The sequence below is a fragment of the Streptomyces sp. NPDC088157 genome (assembly GCF_044741545.1).
In the GTDB taxonomy this organism is placed as follows: domain Bacteria; phylum Actinomycetota; class Actinomycetes; order Streptomycetales; family Streptomycetaceae; genus Streptomyces.
Map to the genome: position 1 here is coordinate 89,476 of NZ_JBIUSU010000014.1, position 22,202 is coordinate 111,677.

At 71.7% G+C, this 22,202-nt stretch carries 21 protein-coding genes and 1 riboswitch; of the genes, 15 read left to right on the forward strand and 6 right to left on the reverse strand.

What is annotated here, in order from left to right; translation table 11 throughout:
- The first annotated feature begins 53 nt into the window (after positions 1 to 53).
- From ACIPFH_RS39945 to ACIPFH_RS39970, 6 genes are all read left to right on the forward strand, one after another.
- Entirely contained in the window at positions 54 to 362 is a 309-nt protein-coding gene (locus ACIPFH_RS39945) for a DUF2469 domain-containing protein (protein ID WP_005311352.1), read from the forward strand.
- A gap of 87 nt (positions 363 to 449) precedes the next feature.
- Positions 450 to 857 (forward strand): YraN family protein, encoded by a 408-nt coding sequence (locus ACIPFH_RS39950; protein WP_356261563.1) that lies wholly within the window; start codon positions 450 to 452, stop codon positions 855 to 857.
- 1 nt (position 858) lies between these two features.
- Positions 859 to 2,484 carry a YifB family Mg chelatase-like AAA ATPase gene (locus ACIPFH_RS39955; protein ID WP_401834445.1) on the forward strand — a complete coding sequence of 542 codons (1,626 nt, stop codon included), beginning with the start codon at positions 859 to 861 and terminating at the stop codon, positions 2,482 to 2,484.
- The gene (gene dprA, locus ACIPFH_RS39960; protein ID WP_401834447.1) at positions 2,481 to 3,638 is read left to right on the forward strand and encodes a DNA-processing protein DprA; all 1,158 of its coding nucleotides are present in this window, start codon (positions 2,481 to 2,483) and stop codon (positions 3,636 to 3,638) included. The genes ACIPFH_RS39955 and dprA overlap by 4 nt, the downstream gene beginning before the upstream one ends.
- 263 nt (positions 3,639 to 3,901) lie before the next feature.
- On the forward strand, positions 3,902 to 4,738 hold the full coding sequence (whiG, locus tag ACIPFH_RS39965; protein ID WP_401834449.1) for an RNA polymerase sigma factor WhiG: 837 nt from the start codon (positions 3,902 to 3,904) through the stop codon (positions 4,736 to 4,738).
- A gap of 108 nt (positions 4,739 to 4,846) precedes the next feature.
- A complete protein-coding gene (locus ACIPFH_RS39970; protein ID WP_356252442.1) occupies positions 4,847 to 5,404 on the forward strand; it encodes a helix-turn-helix domain-containing protein in 558 nt (185 codons plus the stop codon).
- Positions 5,405 to 5,838: 434 nt separating this feature from the next.
- On the opposite strand, the gene ACIPFH_RS39975 is transcribed toward ACIPFH_RS39970, so the two are convergent.
- Positions 5,839 to 6,477: a M23 family metallopeptidase gene (locus tag ACIPFH_RS39975; RefSeq protein WP_401834451.1), complete on the reverse strand. Its 639-nt coding sequence runs from the start codon at positions 6,475 to 6,477 to the stop codon at positions 5,839 to 5,841.
- A 280-nt stretch (positions 6,478 to 6,757) separates the two neighbouring features.
- On the opposite strand from ACIPFH_RS39975, the gene rpsB reads away from it, so the two are divergent.
- From rpsB to ACIPFH_RS40020, 9 genes are all read left to right on the forward strand, one after another.
- Entirely contained in the window at positions 6,758 to 7,732 is a 975-nt protein-coding gene (gene rpsB, locus ACIPFH_RS39980; protein WP_401834452.1) for a 30S ribosomal protein S2, read from the forward strand.
- A 156-nt stretch (positions 7,733 to 7,888) separates the two neighbouring features.
- On the forward strand, positions 7,889 to 8,734 hold the full coding sequence (tsf, locus tag ACIPFH_RS39985) for a translation elongation factor Ts (RefSeq protein WP_401834455.1): 846 nt from the start codon (positions 7,889 to 7,891) through the stop codon (positions 8,732 to 8,734).
- Between the two features lie 186 nt (positions 8,735 to 8,920).
- Positions 8,921 to 9,679 carry a UMP kinase gene (pyrH, locus tag ACIPFH_RS39990; RefSeq protein WP_171399760.1) on the forward strand — a complete coding sequence of 253 codons (759 nt, stop codon included), beginning with the start codon at positions 8,921 to 8,923 and terminating at the stop codon, positions 9,677 to 9,679.
- A gap of 173 nt (positions 9,680 to 9,852) precedes the next feature.
- Complete coding sequence (frr, locus tag ACIPFH_RS39995; protein ID WP_057580535.1) at positions 9,853 to 10,410, forward strand: ribosome recycling factor; 558 nt, start codon at positions 9,853 to 9,855, stop codon at positions 10,408 to 10,410.
- Positions 10,410 to 11,606 carry a phosphatidate cytidylyltransferase gene (locus tag ACIPFH_RS40000; protein ID WP_401834458.1) on the forward strand — a complete coding sequence of 399 codons (1,197 nt, stop codon included), beginning with the start codon at positions 10,410 to 10,412 and terminating at the stop codon, positions 11,604 to 11,606. The genes frr and ACIPFH_RS40000 overlap by 1 nt, the downstream gene beginning before the upstream one ends.
- A 243-nt stretch (positions 11,607 to 11,849) precedes the next feature.
- The gene (rlmN, locus tag ACIPFH_RS40005) at positions 11,850 to 12,956 is read left to right on the forward strand and encodes a 23S rRNA (adenine(2503)-C(2))-methyltransferase RlmN (RefSeq protein WP_356252422.1); all 1,107 of its coding nucleotides are present in this window, start codon (positions 11,850 to 11,852) and stop codon (positions 12,954 to 12,956) included.
- A gap of 61 nt (positions 12,957 to 13,017) precedes the next feature.
- A riboswitch (TPP riboswitch) is annotated at positions 13,018 to 13,123 on the forward strand.
- Between the two features lie 90 nt (positions 13,124 to 13,213).
- Positions 13,214 to 14,290 (forward strand): thiamine ABC transporter substrate binding subunit, encoded by a 1,077-nt coding sequence (locus ACIPFH_RS40010; RefSeq protein ID WP_401834461.1) that lies wholly within the window; start codon positions 13,214 to 13,216, stop codon positions 14,288 to 14,290.
- A complete protein-coding gene (locus ACIPFH_RS40015; RefSeq protein ID WP_401834464.1) occupies positions 14,266 to 15,936 on the forward strand; it encodes an ABC transporter permease in 1,671 nt (556 codons plus the stop codon). Before ACIPFH_RS40010 ends, ACIPFH_RS40015 begins: the two co-directional genes overlap by 25 nt.
- Positions 15,936 to 16,955 carry an ABC transporter ATP-binding protein gene (locus tag ACIPFH_RS40020; RefSeq protein WP_401834466.1) on the forward strand — a complete coding sequence of 340 codons (1,020 nt, stop codon included), beginning with the start codon at positions 15,936 to 15,938 and terminating at the stop codon, positions 16,953 to 16,955. The genes ACIPFH_RS40015 and ACIPFH_RS40020 overlap by 1 nt, the downstream gene beginning before the upstream one ends.
- A gap of 116 nt (positions 16,956 to 17,071) precedes the next feature.
- On the opposite strand, the gene ACIPFH_RS40025 is transcribed toward ACIPFH_RS40020, so the two are convergent.
- The 5 genes from ACIPFH_RS40025 to ACIPFH_RS40045 form a co-directional block, all read right to left on the reverse strand.
- Positions 17,072 to 17,788 carry an LAETG motif-containing sortase-dependent surface protein gene (locus tag ACIPFH_RS40025; protein WP_401834469.1) on the reverse strand — a complete coding sequence of 239 codons (717 nt, stop codon included), beginning with the start codon at positions 17,786 to 17,788 and terminating at the stop codon, positions 17,072 to 17,074.
- A gap of 161 nt (positions 17,789 to 17,949) precedes the next feature.
- On the reverse strand, positions 17,950 to 19,080 hold the full coding sequence (locus tag ACIPFH_RS40030) for an LOG family protein (RefSeq protein ID WP_356252407.1): 1,131 nt from the start codon (positions 19,078 to 19,080) through the stop codon (positions 17,950 to 17,952).
- Between the two features lie 23 nt (positions 19,081 to 19,103).
- Entirely contained in the window at positions 19,104 to 19,523 is a 420-nt protein-coding gene (locus tag ACIPFH_RS40035) for a VOC family protein (RefSeq protein ID WP_401834472.1), read from the reverse strand.
- A 124-nt stretch (positions 19,524 to 19,647) separates the two neighbouring features.
- Positions 19,648 to 21,303, reverse strand: a complete 1,656-nt coding sequence (locus ACIPFH_RS40040; RefSeq protein ID WP_401834474.1) for a hypothetical protein — start codon at positions 21,301 to 21,303, stop codon at positions 19,648 to 19,650.
- Positions 21,285 to 22,028, reverse strand: a complete 744-nt coding sequence (locus tag ACIPFH_RS40045) for an ABC transporter ATP-binding protein (protein WP_401834476.1) — start codon at positions 22,026 to 22,028, stop codon at positions 21,285 to 21,287. The genes ACIPFH_RS40040 and ACIPFH_RS40045 overlap by 19 nt, the downstream gene beginning before the upstream one ends.
- Positions 22,029 to 22,202: the final 174 nt, after the last annotated feature.

The window sequence follows — 22,202 nt, forward strand, 5'->3', positions numbered from 1 at the left end:
CGCACGGGACTGGCGCACAATGGGGGGATCGCACGGCTGAAGGGGAACATGCCATGAGCGCCGAGGACCTCGAGAAGTACGAGACCGAGATGGAGCTGAAGCTCTACCGGGAGTACCGCGATGTCGTCGGTCTGTTCAAATACGTGATCGAGACCGAGCGGCGCTTCTACCTCACCAATGATTACGAGATGCAGGTGCACTCGGTCCAGGGCGAGGTCTTCTTCGAGGTGTCGATGGCGGACGCCTGGGTGTGGGACATGTACCGGCCGGCCCGGTTCGTGAAGCAGGTACGGGTACTCACGTTCAAGGACGTGAACATCGAGGAGCTGAACAAGAGCGATCTGGAGCTCCCCGGAAGCTGAGGCCCGACGTGCGGCGCTCGTGCGGGTGACGGGGATTTCCACAGACGCGGGGTTCTCCACCAAGATCGTTTCCGTGGCGGCGGATGCGTGAGCGTGGGTGCCGGAGGTGGTGCCCACATGAGCACGAACACGGATCTGGCCCGAGGCGCACTCGGGAGGTACGGCGAGGAACTGGCCGCACGGCGGCTGGTCGAGGCCGGTATGTCGGTCCTGGAGCGCAACTGGCGCTGCGGCAGGACCGGCGAGATCGACATCGTCGCGAAGGACGGGGACGTCCTGGTCGTCTGCGAGGTGAAGACCCGCAGCGGCGGAGGATTCCAGCACCCGATGGCGGCGGTGACGCCGGAGAAGGCCGAGCGCCTGCGCGGCCTGGCCGAGCGATGGATCCAAGCACACGGAGGAGCCCCGCCGGGTGGCGTCCGCATCGATCTGATCGGCGTCGTCCTGCCCCGCCGCGGCGCGGCCGTCGTCGAGCATGTGCGGGGGGTGGCCTGAGATGGGGTTCGCGCGTACGTGCTCGGTGGCGCTGGTGGGCGTCGAAGGGGTCGTCGTCGAGGTGCAGGCCGACCTCGAACCGGGAGTTGCCGCGTTCACGCTGGTGGGGCTGCCGGACAAGAGCCTGAGCGAGAGCCGGGACCGGGTGCGGGCGGCGGTGGTGAACTCGGGTGGCGAATGGCCGCAGAAGAAACTCACCGTCGGCCTCAGCCCGGCCTCGGTGCCCAAGGGCGGCAGCGGCTTCGACCTGGCCATCGCCAGCGCCGTGCTCGGCGCGGCCGAGCGGATCGACCCGCGGGTCCTCGCCGACATCGTCATGATCGGGGAGCTCGGCCTGGACGGACGGGTGCGCCCGGTCCGGGGCATCCTGCCCGCGGTGCTGGCCGCGGCCGACGCCGGATACGAACAGGTGGTCGTGCCGGAATGCGCCGCCGCCGAAGCGGCGCTGGTCCCCGGCGTGTCCGTGCTCGGGGTGCGCAGCCTGCGGCAGCTGATCGCCGTCCTCGCGGACGAGCCCGTGCCCGAGGAGGAGCCCGACGAGGCCGGCCGCCCGGATCCGCTCCTGGCCGGCCTGCGGATGCCCGGCACCGGAGCGGCCACCGGGATGCACGGCCTGGGCGCCGCCCAGCAGGACCAGGGGCACGACCTCGCGGACGTCATCGGGCAGAGCTCGGCGCGGACCGCGGTGGAGGTGGCCGCGGCGGGCGGACACCACCTCTTCCTTGAGGGACCGCCCGGGACGGGCAAGACCATGCTCGCGGAGCGCCTGCCGGCCGTGCTGCCCCGTCTGAACAGGCAGGAGTCGCTGGAGGTCACCGCCGTGCACTCGGTGGCCGGGCTGCTGCCGCCGGGCAAGCCCCTCATCGACGTGCCGCCGTACTGCGCCCCGCACCACTCGGCCACGATGCAGTCACTGGTCGGGGGCGGGGCGGGCTTCGCGCGGCCCGGTGCGGTCTCGCTGGCCCATCGGGGCGTGCTCTTCCTCGACGAGACCCCCGAGTTCGGCAGCCACGCCCTCGACGCCCTGCGGCAGCCGCTGGAGGCGGGCCATGTGGTGATCGCGCGCAGCGCGGGAGTGGTGCGGTTCCCGGCCCGGTTCCTGATGGTGCTCGCGGCCAATCCGTGCCCGTGCGGCCGGTTCTCGCAACGGGACACCCTGTGCGAGTGTCCGCCCTCCGCGATCCGCCGCTACCAGGCACGGCTGTCGGGTCCGCTGCTCGACCGGGTCGACCTGCGGGTCGAGGTCGATCCGGTCAGCCGCGCCCAGCTCGCGCACCGCGGTCCCGGCGGGGAATCCACGGCGACCGTCGCCGACCGGGTCAGGGCCGCCCGGGAACGTGCGGCGGCCCGGCTGGCGGGCACCCCGTGGCGGACCAACAGCGAAGTGCCGGGTCGGGAGCTGCGCAACCGCTGGCACGCGGCGGTCGGGGCCATGGACGAGGCGGAGCGGAGCCTGGAGCGAGGGGTGCTGACCGCCCGAGGGCTCGATCGGGTCCTTCGGGTCGCCTGGACCGTCGCCGACCTCATCGGCCACGACCGGCCCGGCCCGATGGACGTGAACCTGGCCCTGCAACTGCGCACGGGGGTGCCGCGCGGGGTGCCGATGGCCCTCGGGGCCCTGACGTGAGCGGCGGCGAGCCGGCCGACGACCGGCTCGCCCGGGTCTTCCTCGGGCGGGTCGTCGAGCCCGGCGACGAGGTGGGCGGGCAGTGGGTGCGGGAGCGCGGGGTGCGGGAGGTGGTGCGGCGCCTGCGGGACGACGGGGAGCCGTTGCCGGGGGTGACCGCGCGACGGTGGGCCGGGTTGCGGGCCCGCGCCGAGCGGGCCGAACCGGAACGGGATCTGGCCGTCGCGCGGGAGGCGGGCGTGCGGTTCGTGTGTCCGGGAGACGCCGAGTGGCCGGGGACCCTGGACGAACTCGGGGACGCCCGGCCGCTCGGGCTCTGGGTGCGGGGGCGGCCGAATCTGCGGATGTGGGTCCTGCGCTCGGTCGCCGTCGTCGGGGCCCGCGCCTGCACCGAGTACGGCGCCCACATGGCGGCCACCCTCTCGGCCGCCCTCGCCGAACAGGGCTGGGTCGTGGTGTCGGGCGGCGCCTACGGGGTCGACGGCGCCGCCCACCGGGGCGCCCTCGGCGCGGGCGGCGCCACCGTCGCCGTCCTCGCCTGCGGAGTCGACCGGCCCTACCCCCGCGGCCACACGGCGTTGATCAACAGGATCGCCGAACAGGGTCTGGTGGTAGGCGAGTTGCCGCCCGGTGACCATCCGACACCGAGCAGGTTCATCCTGCGCAACCGGGTGATCGCCGCGCTCACCCGGGGCACGGTCGTCGTCGAGGCCGCGTACCGCAGTGGCTCGCTGGTCACCGCGCGGGCGGCGCAGCGGTTGGGCCGGCACACGATGGGGGTGCCGGGGCCGGCCACGAGCGGCCTCTCCGCCGGTGTGCACGAACTCCTGCGGGGGGAGGCCGTACTGGTCACCGACGCGGCGGAGGTCGTCGAACTGGTCGGCGACATGGGCGAGCTGGCTCCCCACCGGCGTGGCCCGGCGCTGCCGCGCGATCTCCTGGAACCGGGCGCCCGGCGTGTCCTGGCCGCGCTGCCCGCCCGCAGGCCCGCCGCGGTCGACGAGGTCGCCCGCGAGGCCCGGACCACACCGGACGACGCGATCGCGAGACTGTACGAACTCAGAGCACTCGGTTACGTCGAACGACACGGCGACGGCTGGAAGTTGACACGCCAGGCGGTGGTCTCCGTTCGAGAAGGTCGCCGTCTGTGTTGACCCTGGGTGTTCGGCCGTCCGGGGGAACGCCGAAAGCCTTGGCATTTCCGGCAGTTGACCCAGACCCGGGGCGACGACGGTGACCGTCGTGACCCTGGAGCGACCCCAGCGGAACGTATCTGCGTACCGGTCCGGCCACGCCCTTCGCGCACCGCGACACCACAGTCACGCTACGCTCACGTGGATTCCGGCACAGACCGGCACCTCTGCACCACGCGGTACCGACCACACGCACTTCACGGCAGAACGGCACAAGGCGACGAATGCCCCAGCACACCTCCGGGTCCGACCGGGCGGCGATCCCCCCAGCCGCCCGTGACGGTGGCAGCGTGCGGCCGCCCGCTCCCTCGACGCTCGACGAGCTGTGGCGGTCGTACAAGGCGACGAGTGACGAGCGGCTGCGGGAGCAGCTGATCCTGCACTACTCGCCGCTGGTGAAGTACGTGGCGGGCAGGGTGAGCGTCGGCCTGCCGCCCAATGTGGAGCAGGCCGACTTCGTGTCCTCCGGGGTCTTCGGGCTGATCGACGCGATCGAGAAGTTCGACATCGACCGGGAGATCAAGTTCGAGACCTACGCGATCACCCGGATCCGGGGCGCGATGATCGACGAGCTCCGGGCGCTGGACTGGATCCCGCGGTCGGTGCGGCAGAAGGCGCGCAACGTCGAGCGGGCCTACGCGACGCTGGAGGCGCGGCTGCGGCGGACTCCCTCGGAGTGCGAGGTGGCCGCCGAGCTGGGCATCGCGGTGGACGAACTGCACGCCGTGTTCAGTCAGTTGTCGCTGGCCAACGTGGTGGCGCTGGAGGAGCTGCTGCACGTCGGGGGCGAGGACGGCCTCAGCTTCATGGACACGCTGGAGGACACCGCCGCGGACAACCCCGTGGAAGTGGCCGAGGACCGGGAGCTCAGGCGGTTCCTCGCGCGGGCGATCAACACGCTGCCCGACCGGGAGAAGACGGTCGTCACCCTCTACTACTACGAGGGACTGACGCTCGCCGAGATCGGGAACGTGCTGGGTGTGACCGAGAGCAGGGTCAGTCAGATCCACACCAAGTCCGTCCTCCAGCTGCGCGCGAAACTGGCGAGCTTCGGCCGGTGACCCGGCCGGCGCGACCCGGCCGGACGGCGCACGGGCGGGCGGAGTCACTCCCGCCGGGCGGGCGGCGTCCGTAGAGTGGTCGGTGTGCCAAGGATTCGAGCGGCCTCCGTGGCCGAGCACCGGTCGATGCAGCGTGCCGCCCTGCTGGACGCGGCACGCTCCCTGTTGTCCGAGGGCGGGACGGAGGCGCTGACCTTCCCGGCCCTCGCCGAGCGCACGGGCCTCGCGCGCTCGTCCGTGTACGAGTACTTCCGGTCGCGGGCCGCCGTCGTCGAGGAGCTGTGCGAGGTCGACTTCCCCGTCTGGGCGGCCGAGGTCGAGGCCGCCATGGCCGCGGCCGACGGGGCCGAGGCCAAGGTCGAGGCGTACGTGCGCCGACAGCTCGCACTGGTGGGGGACCGGCGGCACCGGGCCGTGGTGGCGATCTCGGCGAGCGAGCTGGACGCGGGGTCCCGGGAGAAGATCCGGGCGGCGCACGGCGGACTGGTGGCGATGATCGGGGCGGCGCTGGCCGAGCTGGGACACGCCCAGCCCCGGCTGGCGGCGATGCTGCTGCAGGGCGTGGTGGACGCGGCGGTGCGCCGGATCGAACTGGGCGCGGCGGAGGATCCTTCGGCGATCACGGACGCCGCGGTGGGAATGGTGCTGCGGGGCGTCCGGGGCTGAGGCGGTCGGCAAGGCCTAGGTGACGGGCTTCTGGGCTGAGCCGAGGTGTGCGGAACCGAGCTACGGGCCTCGGGGCCGAGCCGCAGGCGTGCGGGGCCGAGCTTCGGGGGCCGGGTCACGGGCGTGCGGGGCCGAGCTGCGGGCGTCGGGGGGCCGAGCCGCGGGCGTTCGGAGCGGAGCCGTGGGCGTGCGGAGGCGGGCTACGGGCGTGCGGAGACGAGCGGCGGGCGTCGAGGGCCGAGTCACGGGCGGGCTGAACCGAGCTGCGGGCGTCGGTGGCCCGGTCACGGGCATGCGGAGCCGAGCTACGGGCGTCGGGGGGGCCGAGCCGCGGGCGTTCGGAGCGGAGCCGTGGGCGTGCGGAGACGAGCCGCGGGCGTCGAGGGCCGAGTCACGGGCGGGCTGAGCCGAGCTACGGGCGTCGGGGGGCCGAGTCATGGCAGGGGTACGCCGAGTACCGGCAGCAGCCGGGAGGGGCCGCTTCGCCACAGCCATGGGGGCAGCAACGACAGCGGGTCCAGGTAGGCCTCGCCTCTGAGCAGCCCCCAGTGCACACAGGTCCGTGCGCAGTGCGAGCCCGTCGGCTCCACCGTGCCGACGACCTGGCCCGGGGCCACCTCGTCGCCCTTGCGCACCGACGCCCGTACCGGCTCGAAGGTCGTCCGCAGGGGCGGCCGGCCCGTCGCCGACAGTTCCACCGAGACGACGCCCCGGCCCGCCACCCGGCCGGCGAAGGACACCCGGCCGGCCGCCACCGCGCGTACCGCGGTGCCCGGCGGTGCCGCGAGGTCGGCACCCCGGTGGCCGCGGGCGTACGGCCCGGCCGGGGGCTCCCAGCCGCGGACCACCTCCGGGCGGGCCCCCACGGGCCACGCCCGGCCGATCGCCGGGACGGGGGGCGCGGGGACCGGCGGCGCGGGGAGTGCCGGGAGCGAAGGAGCTCGCGGCGGAACCCGGGGATCCGCCCAGGCCACCGTGGCAACCATGGCCACCACCGTGATCAACAGGATCGGCAGCAGGGCCAGGTACCGCCGTGCGCGGGGTCGCCGGGTGTGTCGTCGCTGTGCGTGCATGGCGCCACCGTCCCGCGTTGCGCCGGTCGGGGCGCGAACCTGTGGACCACCCGCCGGTTGTGGACAGCGGCGTCACCCGGTAGCCCGTGGGTCCCGTACACTTCTTCTGGCGATCCGGGTCACCGGGTCGACTTCGCACGCCCCAATATCGGGGGCCGACCACGGTCGGTCTTCCGCTATCCGCGCCCCTCGGTCCTTCGTGGCTCGGCGCAGCGCGGGCGTCAGGCGCGGGAACCGTCCGGTTCCCGCGGCACAACCGAGAAACCCAAGGAGAACGGCCATGGCCGTCGTCACGATGCGGGAGCTGCTGGAAAGCGGCGTCCACTTCGGTCACCAGACCCGTCGCTGGAACCCGAAGATGAAGCGCTTCATCTTCACCGAGCGCAACGGCATCTACATCATCGACCTGCTCCAGTCGCTGTCGTACATCGACCGCGCCTACGAGTTCGTCAAGGAGACCGTCGCCCACGGCGGCACGGTCATGTTCGTCGGCACGAAGAAGCAGGCGCAGGAGGCCATCGCGGAGCAGGCCACCCGCGTCGGCATGCCCTACGTCAACCAGCGCTGGCTGGGCGGCATGCTCACCAACTTCTCGACCGTCTACAAGCGCCTCCAGCGCCTCAAGGAGCTCGAGCTCATCGACTTCGAGGACGTCGCCGCCTCGGGTCTGACGAAGAAGGAGCTCCTGGTCCTCTCGCGTGAGAAGGCCAAGCTCGAGAAGACCCTCGGTGGTATCCGCGAGATGTCCAAGGTCCCCAGCGCCGTCTGGATCGTGGACACCAAGAAGGAGCACATCGCGGTCGGTGAGGCCCGGAAGCTCAACATCCCGGTCGTCGCCATCCTCGACACCAACTGCGACCCCGACGAGGTCGACTACAAGATCCCGGGCAACGACGACGCGATCCGCTCCGTCACCCTGCTCACCCGCGTGATCGCCGACGCCGTCGCCGAGGGCCTCATCTCCCGTTCCGGCGTCGCCACCGGCGACAAGGGCGACAAGGCCGCCGGCGAGCCGCTGGCCGCGTGGGAGCGCGACCTGCTCGAGGGCGAGAAGAAGGCCGACGCCGAGACCGCGGACGAGGCTGCCGAGAAGCCGGCCGAGGCCGCTGTCGAGGCCCCCGCCGACGAGGCCGAGGCCCCCGCCGACGAGGCCGAGACCCCGGTCGCCGAGACCCCCGCCGCTGAGGCCGAGGCCCCCGCCGAGGCCCCCGCCGCCGACGAGGCCGCTCCGGCCGCCGAGGGCGAGCAGGCCTGAGTCAGGCCGTAGGCCGTACGGCCGCCAGGTCGTCAGTACGGCCCTAGGGAAGAAGTGACGGCGGGGGGTGCCGAGTGCACCGCCCGCCGTTCACCCACAGCCCCCAGATCTTCGTAGATCTTCGAGACTTCGAACTCCGAGAGAGATTCACAGATCATGGCGAACTACACCGCCGCTGACGTCAAGAAGCTCCGTGAGCTCACCGGCGCCGGCATGATGGACTGCAAGAAGGCGCTGGACGAGGCCGAGGGCAGCGTCGACAAGGCTGTCGAGGCGCTTCGGATCAAGGGTCAGAAGGGCGTCGCCAAGCGTGAGGGCCGCTCCGCCGAGAACGGCGCCGTGGTCTCGATCATCGCCGACGACAACTCCTCCGGCGTCCTCGTCGAGCTGAAGTGCGAGACGGACTTCGTCGCCAAGGGTGAGAAGTTCCAGGCCGTCGCCAACGCGATCGCCGAGCACGTCGTCAAGAGCTCCCCGGCCGACCTCGAGGCGCTGCTCGCGTCCGAGATCGAGGCCGGCAAGACCGTCCAGGCGTTCGTGGACGAGGCCAACGCCAACCTCGGCGAGAAGATCGTGCTGGACCGCTTCGCGCAGTTCGCCGACGGCTTCGTGACCGCGTACATGCACCGCACGATGCCCGACCTGCCCCCGCAGATCGGTGTTCTCGTCGAGTTCGACAAGCAGAGCGATGAGGCCGCGGCCGTCGCCAAGGGCATCGCCCAGCACATCGCCGCGTTCGCGCCGAAGTACCTCTCCAAGGAGGACGTGCCGGCCGACGTCGTCGAGTCCGAGCGCCGCGTCGCCGAGGAGACCACCCGCGCCGAGGGCAAGCCCGAGGCCGCCCTGCCGAAGATCGTCGAGGGTCGCCTCAACGGCTTCTTCAAGGACGCCACGCTGCTCGGCCAGCCGTACGCGCTGGACAACAAGAAGTCCGTCCAGAAGGTCCTGGACGAGGCCGGTGTCACCCTGAAGCGCTTCACGCGCATCAAGGTCGGCATCTGAGTCCGTACCGCGATCGACGCGCCGGCCCGATAGGGTCGGACGCAGTCGTCCGGTACGCCGTCACGCGCGCGCGTGACGGACGACAGCAGATCTGACGAGGAGGCCATTGCCGCGCACGGGTTGCGAACACCCCACCGGCAATGGCCTTCTTCGCATGTGCACCACGTGAAAGAGGCGGGATCTCTCATGACCACCAAGGCCCAGAAGAGCGACGACGGCAAACTACGCGGCCGGTTCATGCTGAAGCTGTCCGGAGAGGCGTTCTCCGGTGGCGGTGGCCTGGGCGTGGACCCCGACGTGGTGCACAAGATCGCCCGTGAGATCGCCGCCGTCGTCCGTGACGGCGCCGAGATCGCGGTCGTCATCGGCGGCGGCAACTTCTTCCGCGGCGCCGAACTCCAGCAGCGCGGCATGGACCGCGCCCGCTCGGACTACATGGGCATGCTCGGTACGGTCATGAACTGCCTCGCCCTCCAGGACTTCCTGGAGAAGGAGGGCATCGACAGCCGCGTGCAGACCGCCATCACCATGGGCCAGGTCGCCGAGCCGTACATCCCGCTGCGTGCCGTGCGGCACCTGGAGAAGGGCCGCGTGGTCATCTTCGGCGCCGGTATGGGCATGCCGTACTTCTCCACCGACACCACCGCCGCCCAGCGCGCCCTGGAGATCGACGCCGAGGCGCTGCTGATGGGCAAGAACGGCGTGGACGGCGTCTACGACTCCGACCCGAAGACCAACCCGGCGGCCGTCAAGTTCGACGCCCTCGGCTACGGCGAGGTCATCACCCGCGACCTGAAGGTCGCCGACATGACCGCGATCACGCTGTGCCGCGACAACAAGCTCCCGATCCTCGTCTTCGAGCTTCTGACCGAGGGCAATATCGCTCGCGCCGTCAAGGGTGAGAAGATCGGCACGCTTGTGGGTGAGCAAGGCAGCCGGGCCTGACCGGAAGAACCCCGGTTTCGTACGACAACACCTGACCGGGGGACGGAGCCTGGTCGGGGGATGGACAATGTCCTGCCGGTCGGGAACCGTGCAGGAAGAAGACGCGACGCAGCCGGCCGCCGCCTCCGCAGGGAACCGCAGCCGGGCCTACTCAAGACACGCAGGAGCAAGTGGTGATCGAAGAGACCCTCCTCGAGGCCGAGGAGAAGATGGAGAAGGCCGTCGTGGTCGCCAAGGAGGACTTCGCCGCGATCCGCACCGGCCGTGCGCACCCGGCGATGTTCAACAAGATCGTTGCCGACTACTACGGCGCACCGACGCCGATCAACCAGCTGGCTTCGTTCTCCGTGCCGGAGCCGCGCATGGCGGTGGTGACCCCGTTCGACAAGACCGCGCTGCGCAACATCGAGCAGGCGATCCGCGACTCCGACCTGGGCGTCAACCCGAGCAACGACGGCAACATCATCCGAGTGGTGTTCCCCGAGCTGACCGAGGAGCGCCGCCGCGACTACATCAAGGTCGCCAAGGGCAAGGGCGAGGACGCCAAGGTGTCCATCCGCGCGGTCCGCCGCAAGGCCAAGGACGCGATCGACAAGCTGATCAAGGACGGCGAGGTCGGCGAGGACGAGGGCCGCCGTGCCGAGAAGGAGCTCGACGACACCACCGCGAAGTACGTCGCCCAGGTGGACGAGCTCCTGAAGCACAAGGAATCGGAGCTGCTCGAGGTCTGATGAACGACTCTTCCTGGGGCTCACCGCCACACGCCGGGTCGCGGGCCGGGTACTGGGGGCCCGCCGACCAGGGGCCGGTCCAGGGGGCCGCCCCGGCGGGTCCCGCGTACGATGCGCCTGAGGCGCAGCAGACTCGCCCCATGCCCATCGTCCCCGACGTACCCGCACACGGCGGAAACCAGGATGACGACCGGGGGGCCGCTCGGCTGGGCGGCCCCTTGTTCCCAGCCGAGCCGTACGCCGACGCGCCCTACGGCAACCAGCCGTACGGCGCCGCCGCGCGCGGTCACGACACACCGTCGGCACAGCCCCACGCGGCGGTGCCGCAGAATCCGGAGCCCATGCCCGACGCCCCTCAGCCGGCGCCCGCACCGCAGAAGAAGAGTGCGGGCCGAGACCTGGGTGCGGCCATAGGGGTCGGGGTCGGGCTCGGTGCGGTGATCGTCGCGTCGCTGTTCGTCGTCAAGGCCGCGTTCGTCGGCGTGATATCGGTCGCCGTGGTCGTCGGCCTGTGGGAGCTGACCAGCAGGCTTCAGGAGCGCAAGGGCATCAAGGCGCCGCTCGTGCCGCTCGCGGTCGGCGGTGCGGCGATGGTCGTCGCCGGATACGTCCGGGGTCCTGAGGGCGCGTGGGTCGCCATGGCCCTCACGGCGCTCGCCGTGCTGGTCTGGCGGATGACCGAACCGCCCGATGGCTACCTCAAGGACGTCACGGCCGGCGTCTTCGCGGCCTTCTACGTCCCGTTCCTCGCCACGTTCGTCGCCCTGATGCTCACCGCCGACGACGGAGCGTTCCGCGTCATGACGTTCCTGCTCCTGACGGTCGTCAGCGACACGGGCGCCTACGCCGTCGGCTGGCGCTTCGGCAAGACCAAGCTCGCCCCGCGCATCAGCCCGGGCAAGACCCGCGAGGGCCTGCTCGGCGCGGTGTCGTTCGCGATGGTCGCCGGCGCGCTGCTGATGCAGTTCCTGATCGACGACGGCACCTGGTGGCAGGGCCTGCTGCTCGGCCTCGCCGTCGCGGCCAGCGCCACGCTCGGCGACCTCGGCGAGTCCATGATCAAGCGGGACCTGGGCATCAAGGACATGGGCACGCTGCTCCCGGGCCACGGGGGCATCATGGACCGGCTCGACTCGCTCCTGCCCACGGCTCCCGTGGTCTGGCTGCTGCTCGTCCTGTTCGTGGGCTCCGGCTGACCCACACCGCCCACCGGCTGATGCGGGCCCCTTCCCTGTGTTCCGGGAGGGGGCCCGTTGCCGTGCACCGGTCGCGGTTCGCGTCGACGGCACGACCCGGGCGGCCGAGACGGCCGACGGGCGGACCGACGCCGCCGTGGCCGTGCGAGGTTGACCAACGCTGACGGGCGACGCCCACGGGTGACCACCCCCACCCCGCTCCGGCCCAAGCCACCCGAATGGATCTGCCACACTGGACGTGTTATGCCTGCACCCGGAGAACTTACTTTCGTCGCCCCCCGCGGAGCCAAGAAGCCGCCGCGGCATCTCGCCGACCTCTCGCCCGCCGAGCGGAAGGAGGTCGTGGCGGAGATCGGGGAGAAGCCGTTCCGTGCCAAGCAGCTCTCGCAGCACTACTTCGCGCGTTACGCGCACGACCCGGCGGAGTGGACCGACATCCCCGCCGGTGCGCGCGAGAAGCTGCGTGAGGCGCTGCTGCCGGACCTGATGTCGGTCGTCCGGCATCTGTCGACGGACGAGGGGACCACCCGCAAGACCCTGTGGCGGCTGTTCGACGGCACGCTCGTGGAGTCGGTGCTGATGCGGTACCCGGACCGGGTGACCATGTGCATCAGCTCGCAGGCGGGGTGCGGGATGAACTGCCCGTTCTGCGCCACCGGGCAGGCGGGGCTGGACCGGAACCTCTCCACCGCCGAGATCGTGCACCAGATCGTCGACGGGATGCGGGCGCTGCGGGACGGGGAGGTGCCCGGCGGGCCCGCCAGGCTCTCCAACATCGTCTTCATGGGGATGGGCGAGCCGCTCGCCAACTACAAGCGGGTCGTCGGTTCGATCCGGGCGCTGACCGACCCGGCGCCGGACGGCCTCGGGCTGTCGCAGCGCGGGATCACCGTGTCCACGGTCGGGCTGGTGCCGGCCATCCACCGGTTCTCCGACGAGGGATTCAAGTGCCGGCTGGCGATCTCCCTGCACGCGCCGGACGACGAACTGCGTGACACCCTCGTCCCCGTGAACACGCGGTGGAAGGTGCGCGAGGTGCTGGACGCCGGGTTCGAGTACACCGAGCGGTCGGGGCGCCGGCTGTCCATCGAGTACGCGCTGATCCGCGACATCAACGACCAGGCCTGGCGTGGTGACCGGCTCGGTCGGCTGCTGCGCGGCAAGCCCGTGCACGTCAACCTCATCCCGCTCAACCCGACGCCGGGTTCCAAGTGGACGGCCTCCCGGCCCGAGGACGAGAAGGCGTTCGTCGAGGCGATCGCCGCGCACGGGGTGCCCGTCACGGTCCGGGACACCCGCGGTCAGGAGATCGACGGGGCGTGCGGTCAGCTCGCCGCCACCGAGCGGTAGTCTGACCCCGGTATCAGGTATTACCTATCGGGTATCAGTGCATCCGTATCAGTACATCTTCATATTCCGACAGGGGAGCGCCACAGCGCTGAGAGTGCGGGAGAGTCCGCAGACCCTCTGAACCTTGCCCAGGTCATTCTGGGTAGGAAGTTCGGTCATCACTCAAGCTGTTGCGCCCTGCCCGGGCACCGGCGGATCGCTCCGCGGGTGCCCGGGCAGGGCCGCGTCTCTTCCTGGTCAACCCCAGGAGGAATCCAGTGCACACCAGGACGTTCGTGGCCGCGGCCGTCGGCCTCGGCCTCGTCACGCTGTCCGCCTGCGGATCGTCGGACGACGGCGGTTCGGCGGCGGGCTCCAAGACCGTCACCCTCGTCAGCCACGACTCGTGGGCCGTCTCCAAGAGCGTGCTCGCGGACTTCGAGAAGCAGTCCGGCTACCAGGTGAAGGTCCTCAAGGACGGAGACGCCGGTCAGGCCGTCAACAAGGCCGTCCTCACCAAGGACAACCCGCAGGGCGACGTCTTCTTCGGCGTCGACAACACGCTCCTGTCGCGCGCCCTCGACAACGGGCTGTTCCAGTCGTACGAGGCGAAGGGCTCCGACCAGGTCCTGCCCGCGTACCGGGCCGACCAGGGCAAGCACCGGGTCACGCCCGTCGACACCGGTGACATCTGCGTCAACTACGACAAGGCGTACTTCAGCGAGCACAAGCTGACCCCGCCCTCCTCGTTCGACGACCTCCTGAAGCCCGCGTACAAGAACCTGCTGGTCACCGAGAACGCCGCCACCTCCTCGCCCGGCCTCGGCTTCCTGCTGGGCACCGCCGCCAGGTACGGCGACGACGGCTGGACGGACTACTGGAAGAAGCTGAAGGCCAACGGCGTGAAGGTGGTCGACGGCTGGGAGCAGGCCTACAACGAGGAGTTCTCCGGGTCCGCGGGCGGGAAGAAGGCGGGGGCCGACCGGCCGCTCGTCGTCTCGTACGCCTCCTCGCCGCCCGCCGAGGTGATCTACGGGGACCCGAAGCCGGCCACCGCACCCACCGGCGTTTCCACCGGCACCTGCTTCCGTCAGGTCGAGTACGCGGGTCTGCTGAGCAACGCCGCCGACCCCGAGGGCGGCAAGGCCCTCCTCGACTTCCTGCTCACCGCGGAGTTCCAGCAGGACATGCCGCTCAACATGTTCGTCTACCCGGTGCGCAAGGGCGCCGAGGTCCCGGCGGAGTTCACGAAGTACGGGCCGCAGGCGAAGGATCCCGAGACCCTGGACCCGGCGAAGATCGCCGACAACCGTGACGACTGGGTCAAGTCATGGACCTCGCTCGTACTGAAGTGACCGGACGCGGAGCCCGCACGGGGAACGCGGCCCGGCTCGGTCTCATGGCCGTGCCCGTCGCGTTCTTCGCGGTCTTCTTCGCCTACCCGGTCGCCGCGATCGTCGCCCGGGGGCTCGGCGCCGACGGGGGATGGCGCTTCGGACGGCTGTGGGACGTGCTCGCACAGTCCGGCATCCGGCACGTCCTGTGGTTCACCACCTGGCAGGCGCTGGCCTCCACCGCCCTCACGCTCCTGGTCGCGCTGCCCGCCGCGTATGTCTTCGCCCGACTGGAGTTCCCGGGCAAGCAGGTGTTGCGCGCCGTCGTCACCGTGCCGTTCGTGCTGCCGACGGTCGTCGTCGGCACGGCGTTCCTCGCGCTCGTCGGGCGCGGTGGACTGCTCGACGACCTCTGGGGCGTGCGGCTGGACACCACGGTGTGGGCGATCCTGCTGGCGCACGTCTTCTTCAACTACGCGGTCGTCGTACGGACGGTGGGCGGGCTGTGGTCGCAGCTGGACCCCCGGCAGGAGGAGGCGGCGCGGATGCTCGGCGCGTCCCGCCCGAAGGCGTGGCGTACGGTCACGCTGCCCGCCCTGGGGCCCGCCGTCGCGGCTGCCGCGCTGATGGTCTTCCTCTTCACCTTCACCTCCTTCGGAGTGGTGCAGATCCTCGGCGGGCCCACCTTCTCCACCCTCGAGGTGGAGATCTACCGGCAGACCTCCGAGATCTTCGACCTGTCCACGGCCGCCGTCCTCACGATCGTCCAGTTCGTGGCCGTCGGCGCGATCCTCGCCGTGCACGCCTGGACCGTACGGCGACGGGAGACCGCGCTGCGGCTGGTCGACGCCTCGGTGACGGCCCGCCGGCCGCGCGGGGCCGGGCAATGGGCCCTGCTGGCCGGAGTGCTCGGCACGATCGCCGTCCTGCTCGTGCTGCCGCTGGCGGTCCTGGCGCAACGCTCGCTCGACGCCCCCGGCTTCGCCTACTACCGGGCGTTGACCAGCGACGACGGCAATGTCTTCCTGGTCCCGCCGATCGACGCGATCGGCAACTCGCTCGAGTACGCCGTCGCCGCGACCGCCCTCGCGGTGGTGGTCGGAGGGCTGGCCGCCGCGGCTCTCACCCGCCGTGACGCCGGACGGCTGGTCCGTGGCTTCGACGCGCTGCTCATGCTGCCGTTGGGTGTCTCCGCGGTGACCGTCGGCTTCGGGTTCCTGATCGCGCTGGACGAGCCTCCGCTGGACCTGCGCGGTACGTGGATCCTGGTGCCGCTCGCGCAGGCACTGGTCGGCGTCCCCTTCGTCGTACGGACCATGCTGCCGGTACTGCGGGCGGTGGACCAGCGGCTGCGCGAGGCGGCGGCCGTGCTCGGGGCGTCGCCCTGGCGGGTGTGGCGGGAGGTCGACCTGCCGATGGTGCGGCGGGCGCTGCTCGTCGCGGCCGGGTTCGCCTTCGCGGTGTCGCTGGGGGAGTTCGGGGCGACCGTGTTCATCGCCCGGCCCGACAATCCGACGCTGCCGGTCGCCGTGGCGCGGCTGCTGGGGCGGGCCGGTGAGCTGAACTACGGCCAGGCGATGGCCCTTTCGACGATTCTGATGGTGGTGTGCGCGGTGGCCCTGCTGGTCCTGGAGCGGCTGCGCACCGACCGGACGGGGGAGTTCTGATGCTGCTGGAGCTGGAGGGCGCGACCGTGCGGTTCGGTGGGCGGGCCGTGCTCGACGCGGTCGGTCTCGCCGTCGCCGAGCACGAGGTGGTGTGTGTGCTGGGGCCGAGCGGCAGCGGCAAGTCGACGCTGTTGCGGGCGGTGGCCGGGCTCCAGCCGCTGGACGCCGGGCGGGTGCTCCTCGACGGGCGCGACCAGTCGGGGGTGCCCGCGCACAAGCGGGAGCTCGGGCTGATGTTCCAGGACCATCAGCTGTTCCCGCAGCGGGATGTGGGCGGCAACGTGGGCTTCGGCCTGCGGATGCACGGCATGCCCAGGACCCGGCAGCGCGAGCGGGTGACCGAACTGCTGGAACTGGTCGGGCTGCCGGGTGCCGCCGGCCGTGCGGTGGCCACGCTCTCCGGCGGGGAGCAGCAGCGGGTGGCGCTGGCCCGGGCTCTGGCGCCGCGTCCCCGGCTGTTGATGCTCGACGAGCCGCTCGGCCAGCTGGACCGGTCGCTGCGGGAGCGGCTGGTGGTCGAACTGCGGGAACTGTTCGGCCGGTTGGGGACGACCGTGCTCGCGGTCACCCATGACCAGGGGGAGGCGTTCGCGCTCGCCGACCGGGTCGTCGTGATGCGGGACGGGCGGATCGCCCAGTCCGGTACGCCCCTTGAGGTGTGGCAGCGGCCGGCGGACGCGTTCGTGGCCCGCTTCCTCGGCTTCGACAACGTGGTGGAGGCGACCGTCACGGGCGAGGCCGCGGTCACCCCGTGGGGGAAGGTGCCGGTGCCGGCCGGGTCGGGGCAGGGGGCGCGCACGCTGCTCGTCCGGCCCGCCGGAGTGCGCCTGGTGGGCGGGGACGAGGGGCTGCGCTGCACGGTCGGCGCCCGCACCTTCCGTGGCACCCATGTCGCGGTGCACCTCCAGCCGGAGGGCGCGCCGAGGCTCGAGGCGGCGTGCGCGCTGCGGGACGCGCCGGAGGTCGGCGGTGTGGTGGGGGTGTCCTTCGACCCGGCCGAGATCGTCGTGCTGGACTGACCGGCGGCGGGGACCGAAGTCCGGCCGAGGGACCGGGACACGTGAGGACATGCGGAAGGCCCGCCCCCGGAAAGGGGCGGGCCACACGCGTACGTCCGTCGTGCCGGTCGTTCGGGTCAGCGGTTGCTGGATCCGCGGCGACGCATGCCGAAGAACACGGCGCCACCGCCGACGACGACCAGAGCGGCCGCGACGCCGACGATCAGACCGGTGTTGGAGTTGGCGCCGGTCTCGGCGAGGTTGGACTCCTGGACCGCGGCCGACGGAACGTTGCTCGCGGAGGGTGCGGTCGCGGGCGCGGAGCTGTCGCTCGTCGAGTCGGACGGGGACGGGGTGATCGTCTCGGCCGGCGGCGGAGTGGTCGTGGTGCCGGACGGCGTCGTGGACGGCGTGGTGGAGGGGGTGGACGTGTCTTCGGCCTTGCAGGCCTTGGACGGGGTGCTCAGGTTGCCGACGATGTCGCTGTCGACCAGGATCTTCTTGCCCTTGAGGGCCTTGACGTGGATCCGGTATTCGGCGTTGGGCTCCCAGTGCTCGGCGAAGGAGATGGTGACGCCGGTGGCCGAACCCTTGACGGTCTGGGCCTCGCCGACCTGCCTGAGGTCGGCGCCGTTGTTCTCGAGGAAGACGGTTATCTCGGCCGGGACGTGCAACGGGTCCTTGTCGGTGACGGTGATGGCGCCCTTCGTGCCGTCACAGACGGCAGAGGCGGAGAACTCGCTGATGTCGCAGGCCAGCGCGGTGCCGGCGGCGCTGAGCGCGAGGGCGGCGGAGGCGGCGGTGACACCGAGCATGCGCACCGAACGGGCGGCGGTACGGCGGGAAAGGGACACGTTTGTCCTTTACGGGAAGCGCAACTGCGGGGGGTGGAGGGGGAGATGGCGCCCCCGGTGAGCGAGTGCGTCACCATCCCCAGCAGACTCACAGGTCTATAAGCGTTCCATAAGAAGTGTCAATGCGAGGACGCCTCTGAGCGGCGGGCTTTGCCCGCTTATTAACCACCAAGACGTTTCAACGCCTCCGGAGCCTCCTCGATCCGGTCAACCAGGGCGATACGGGACTCCATCGATCGCTCCCGGGCGAGTGACTGCAAGAGCGGCCAGGCGGGCAGCCGTTGGGTCCAGTGCTCCCGGTCCACGAGCACCATCGGCGTCGGTTCGCCCCGCGACCCGTAGTAGTTGGGTGTCGCGTTGTCGAAGATCTCCTGTACGGTCCCGGCGGCCCCCGGCAGGAACACCACGCCCGCGGTGCAGCGGGCCAACAGCCCGTCCTCACGCGTGGCGTTGGAGAAGTACTTGGCGAGGTGCGCGGCGAACGGGTTCGGCGGCTCGTGGCCGTAGAACCACGTGGGGATGCCGACCGAGGGGCCGCCGTCCGGCCAACCGGCACGCACATCGAAGGCGGCCCTCGCCCACTCGGTGATCGAGGGTGTGAATCTGGGTGCCTTGGCCAGGATCCGGAGGGCGCCGGTGAGCATCTCGTCGTCGAAGGGGGCCGCGTAGGCGCCGAGGTTCGCCGCCTCCATCGCGCCGGGTCCCCCACCGGTCGCCACCATGAGCCCCGTGCGGGCCAGTGCGCGGCCGAGGCGGGCCGCGCCGGCGTACGCGTCCGTGCCGCGCGCCATGGCGTGGCCACCCATGACACCCACCACGCTCTCCCCGACGAGGAGTTCGTCGAGCGCGTCGGTGACGGCGTCGTCGTGGATCGAGCGGAGCATCGAGCCGAATATGTCGCCGTCCGCCTTCGTGCGCTGGAACCAGGCGTACGTACGGGCGTCGGGGGTCGCCTCGTAGCCGCCCTCGTCCAGGGAAGCGAACAACTCGTCGGGGGAGTAGACGAAACCGCGGTACGGGTCGAAGGACAGACCCGGTACGGGCGGGAAGACCAGGGCGCCGGAGGCGCGGGACTTCGTGGCCGCCTCCGGGGTCATCGGGCAGCCGAGGAAGACGGCGCCCGAGGTGTCCAGGGCGAGGAGGACGTCCGTACGGGCCGTCAGATCGACGGACTGGACACGGAAGTGGGAGAGCGTGCCGTGCGTGCGGACCACCTCGTCGAACTCGGCGAGGCACTCGATCTCACGGTCGTGGGAGCCGTCGAACGGCTGGGCGGGTGTCGTCGGATGCACCCGCCCATGCTAGGCAGCGCCGGTCAGCTCTCGATGGCCGACGGGTTCATCCACACGACTTCCCAGGTGTGGCCGTCGAGGTCGTCGAACGAACGGCCGTACATGAAACCCATGTCCTGGGTCTCGCCGCTCGGGGAGCCGCCCAGCGCGAGCGCCCTGTCGACGAGTTCGTCGACCTTCGCGCGGCTCTGGGCGCTCAGGGCGATCAGGACCTCGCTGGTCTTCGAGGCGTCCGCGATCTCCTTCTTGGTGAAGGTCGAGTAGAACGGCTTGGTGAGCAGCATCGCCACGATGCTGTCGCTGATCACCACGGAGGCCGCGTTGTCGTCGCTGAACTGCGGGTTGATCGAGTAGCCGAGCTCCGTGAAGAACTTCTTCGAGGCGTCGAGGTCGTTCACGGGAAGGTTCACGAAGATCATCTGCTGGTAGGCCGGGGCGGTCATCTGGTCTCTCCCAGGGGGTTCGTGCTGCTGGTCGGTGGTTTCGTGGGGTAGACCGGGGGGCCGTCCGGAACTCATCGGCGGGCGGAGACCTTTTTCGCACGGATCTTTTCCGTACGGGAGTGCTTCAGCGCATCAGTGGGAGGGCCGCCAGTTCGGCCACGATCAGGGTGAGCGGGACGAAGAGGGCCAGCAGGGCGCCGGTGCGCAGGGCGGCGGCGCTGCGCAGCGTCCTGGCCGGGGCGCCGAGGCGGAGCAGGGCGGCGGTGGTGTCGGCGCGGACCTGCCTCGCCTCCACGGCGGCCGTCAGCAGTGTGGCGACGGTGCAGCCCGCCACGATCAGGGCTCCGAGGGTGGTGAGCGGGCCGAAGGACGGGTCCGACGGGTCGTACAGCATGGCCATCGTGTACGCGCCGGAGGCCACCGCGCAGACCACGCCCAGCGGGCGGCCGATGCGGGACGCCTCCTGCATCAGGCCGCGTCCCGCGAGGAGGCGGAGCGCGCCGGGGCGGGCGGCTTGCAGCAGCCGGCCGCAGAGGTGGGTGAGGCCGGGGCCGGCGAGTGCGAGGCCCACGGCGGTCAGGGTCCAGCCGACGAGGACGGCGGCGGGGCCGGTGGGGAGGCCGCCGGGCAGGGGGAGCGTGCGGGGGTCGGCGGTGCGGTTCGCGTACGCCTCCACGGCCAGGCCGGTGGCGAGGAGCGCCATGCCCCAGGGGAGGGCGGTGGGATGGGGCGGGCGCGTCTGTGATTCCGGCGTGCCGCGAGCCGGGGCCCCGAGCAGGGCCGGTGTGCCCTGCGGAGTCTGCGACGGGCCGTCGACCGGAGCCGGGTCGATGGACAGGGTCGCGGTGCCCGGCGCCGACGGGGCGCCGTCCGTCGCCAGGGCGTGGGCGGCCGACGCGGGGCGGTGTTCGGGGTCGGTCCGGGAGGGCCGGCCGTCCGTCGCCGGGTCGGCGGCCGCCTCGGCGGCGGACCGTCCGTGCCGAGCCGTACGGGACTGCCGGCGACCTGCTGTCGGGTCGGCGGCGGCCTCGGCGGACCGGCCGCCCTGAGCCGTACCGCACTGCTGCACGCCCGCCGTGGGGGCGGCGCTCGCCTCGGCGGGGCGGTGGCCCGCTGCCGTACGGGACCGCTGGGTGCTCCTCGTCCTCGCCCCGAAGCGGCCGTACTCGCCGAACCTGCCGCCCGGGCCCGTCCTCCCGTACGCCCCGAAGCGGCCGAGCGTCCTCGGGGCCGCCTGGGCCGCCTGGGCCGCCTGTGCCGCCACGCGGGCGTCCCTCGGGTGGAGCATCAGTGCCACCGCGACGGACGAGGCCACCGGGACCAGTGCCAGCAGGGTCAGGGACGCCGGCAGCGGGAGGGGCTGGTTCGCCGCCAGGAAGTCGTCGGCCGCCCCGTCGAACGGCATGCCCGTGAGGTCGCCGCGCAGGTGGAGGAAGAGGAGGAGGGCCAGCATGGAGCCGAGCAGTGTCGACAGGCCCGTCGTCATCGCCGAGACGGCCATCAGGCGGGCAGGGCCCAGGCCGATCGCGGCCAGTCCGGGGCGCGGGCGGGTGCCGGGGTCGGTGCGGGCCACCGCCAGGGCGAAGTAGACCGTCGCGGCCAGCGGGACCGCGCACCAGGCGAGACGCAGCACGGACGCGGCCGGATCTCCGGGGTGGGTGAGGGCGTGGCCGAGGGTGCACAGGAGAAGGAAGCCGGTGCCCGCCGAGGCCGTCGCCACCAGGAGGCGGCGCAGCTGGACGGCGGGGTGGGCGCTGCGCGTCAGACGGAGAGCGAGCACGCGGCCCCCCGGCCTTCCGGCTCCGTGACCGGCGGCAGATGGACTGTCTTCACCCGGCGGCCGTCCAGCAGCGGCACCGTGCGGTCGGCCAGGGCGGCGGTCTCCGGGTCGTGGGTGGCCAGCACCACGGTGATGCCGTGGGAGCGGGCCGCCGTCGTCAGGGTGCGCAGGACGTGGGCCCGGTCCGCGCGGTGGAGGGGAGCCGTCGGCTCGTCCGCGAAGAGGACCGAGGGGGCCGGGGCCAGGGCGCGCGTGATGCAGACCCGCTGGCGCTCGGCCTGGGTGAGTTCGTGCGGGCGGCTCCGGCATCTGTCGCCGATGTCCAGACGGTCCAGCCACTCCATCGCGGCGACCTTGGCCCGGCGGCGGCTGGTGCCGCGCAGCATCAGGGGGAGGGCCGCGTTCTCCCAGACATTGAGTTCGGGGACGAGGACCGGTACCGGCTCGATCCAGCCGAAACGGTCGCGGCGCAGCCGCTCGCGGGCCATCGGGCCCATCGTGTGCACGGGGACGCTGTTGAACCAGACCTCGCCGCGCTGGGCGGGCACCAGGCCGGACAGACACTGCAGCAGAGTCGTCTTGCCGCTGCCGCGCGGCCCGCTGACGGCGAGGATCTCGCCCTCCCGCACGCCCAGCGAGACACCGCCGAGCGCGGGTGAGCCGTCGCGGTGCGTGAAATGCAGGGAGCGTGCCCACAGCACGTCGTTGTCCGGCGGGGCCTCCATGGGCGTACACCTCGGTTCAGATCCGTAGTTCCCGTGCCGTTCCCCCGTGCGGGGGAACGAAGGCAGCGCCGATCGGTCACTCGCACGCTAGGCAGCCAGGACGGGAAGGCCGGACAGCACACGGCCCCGGGTCGCCGTTTCTCACTCGAACGGTCGACACCGGGGCCGGTGTTG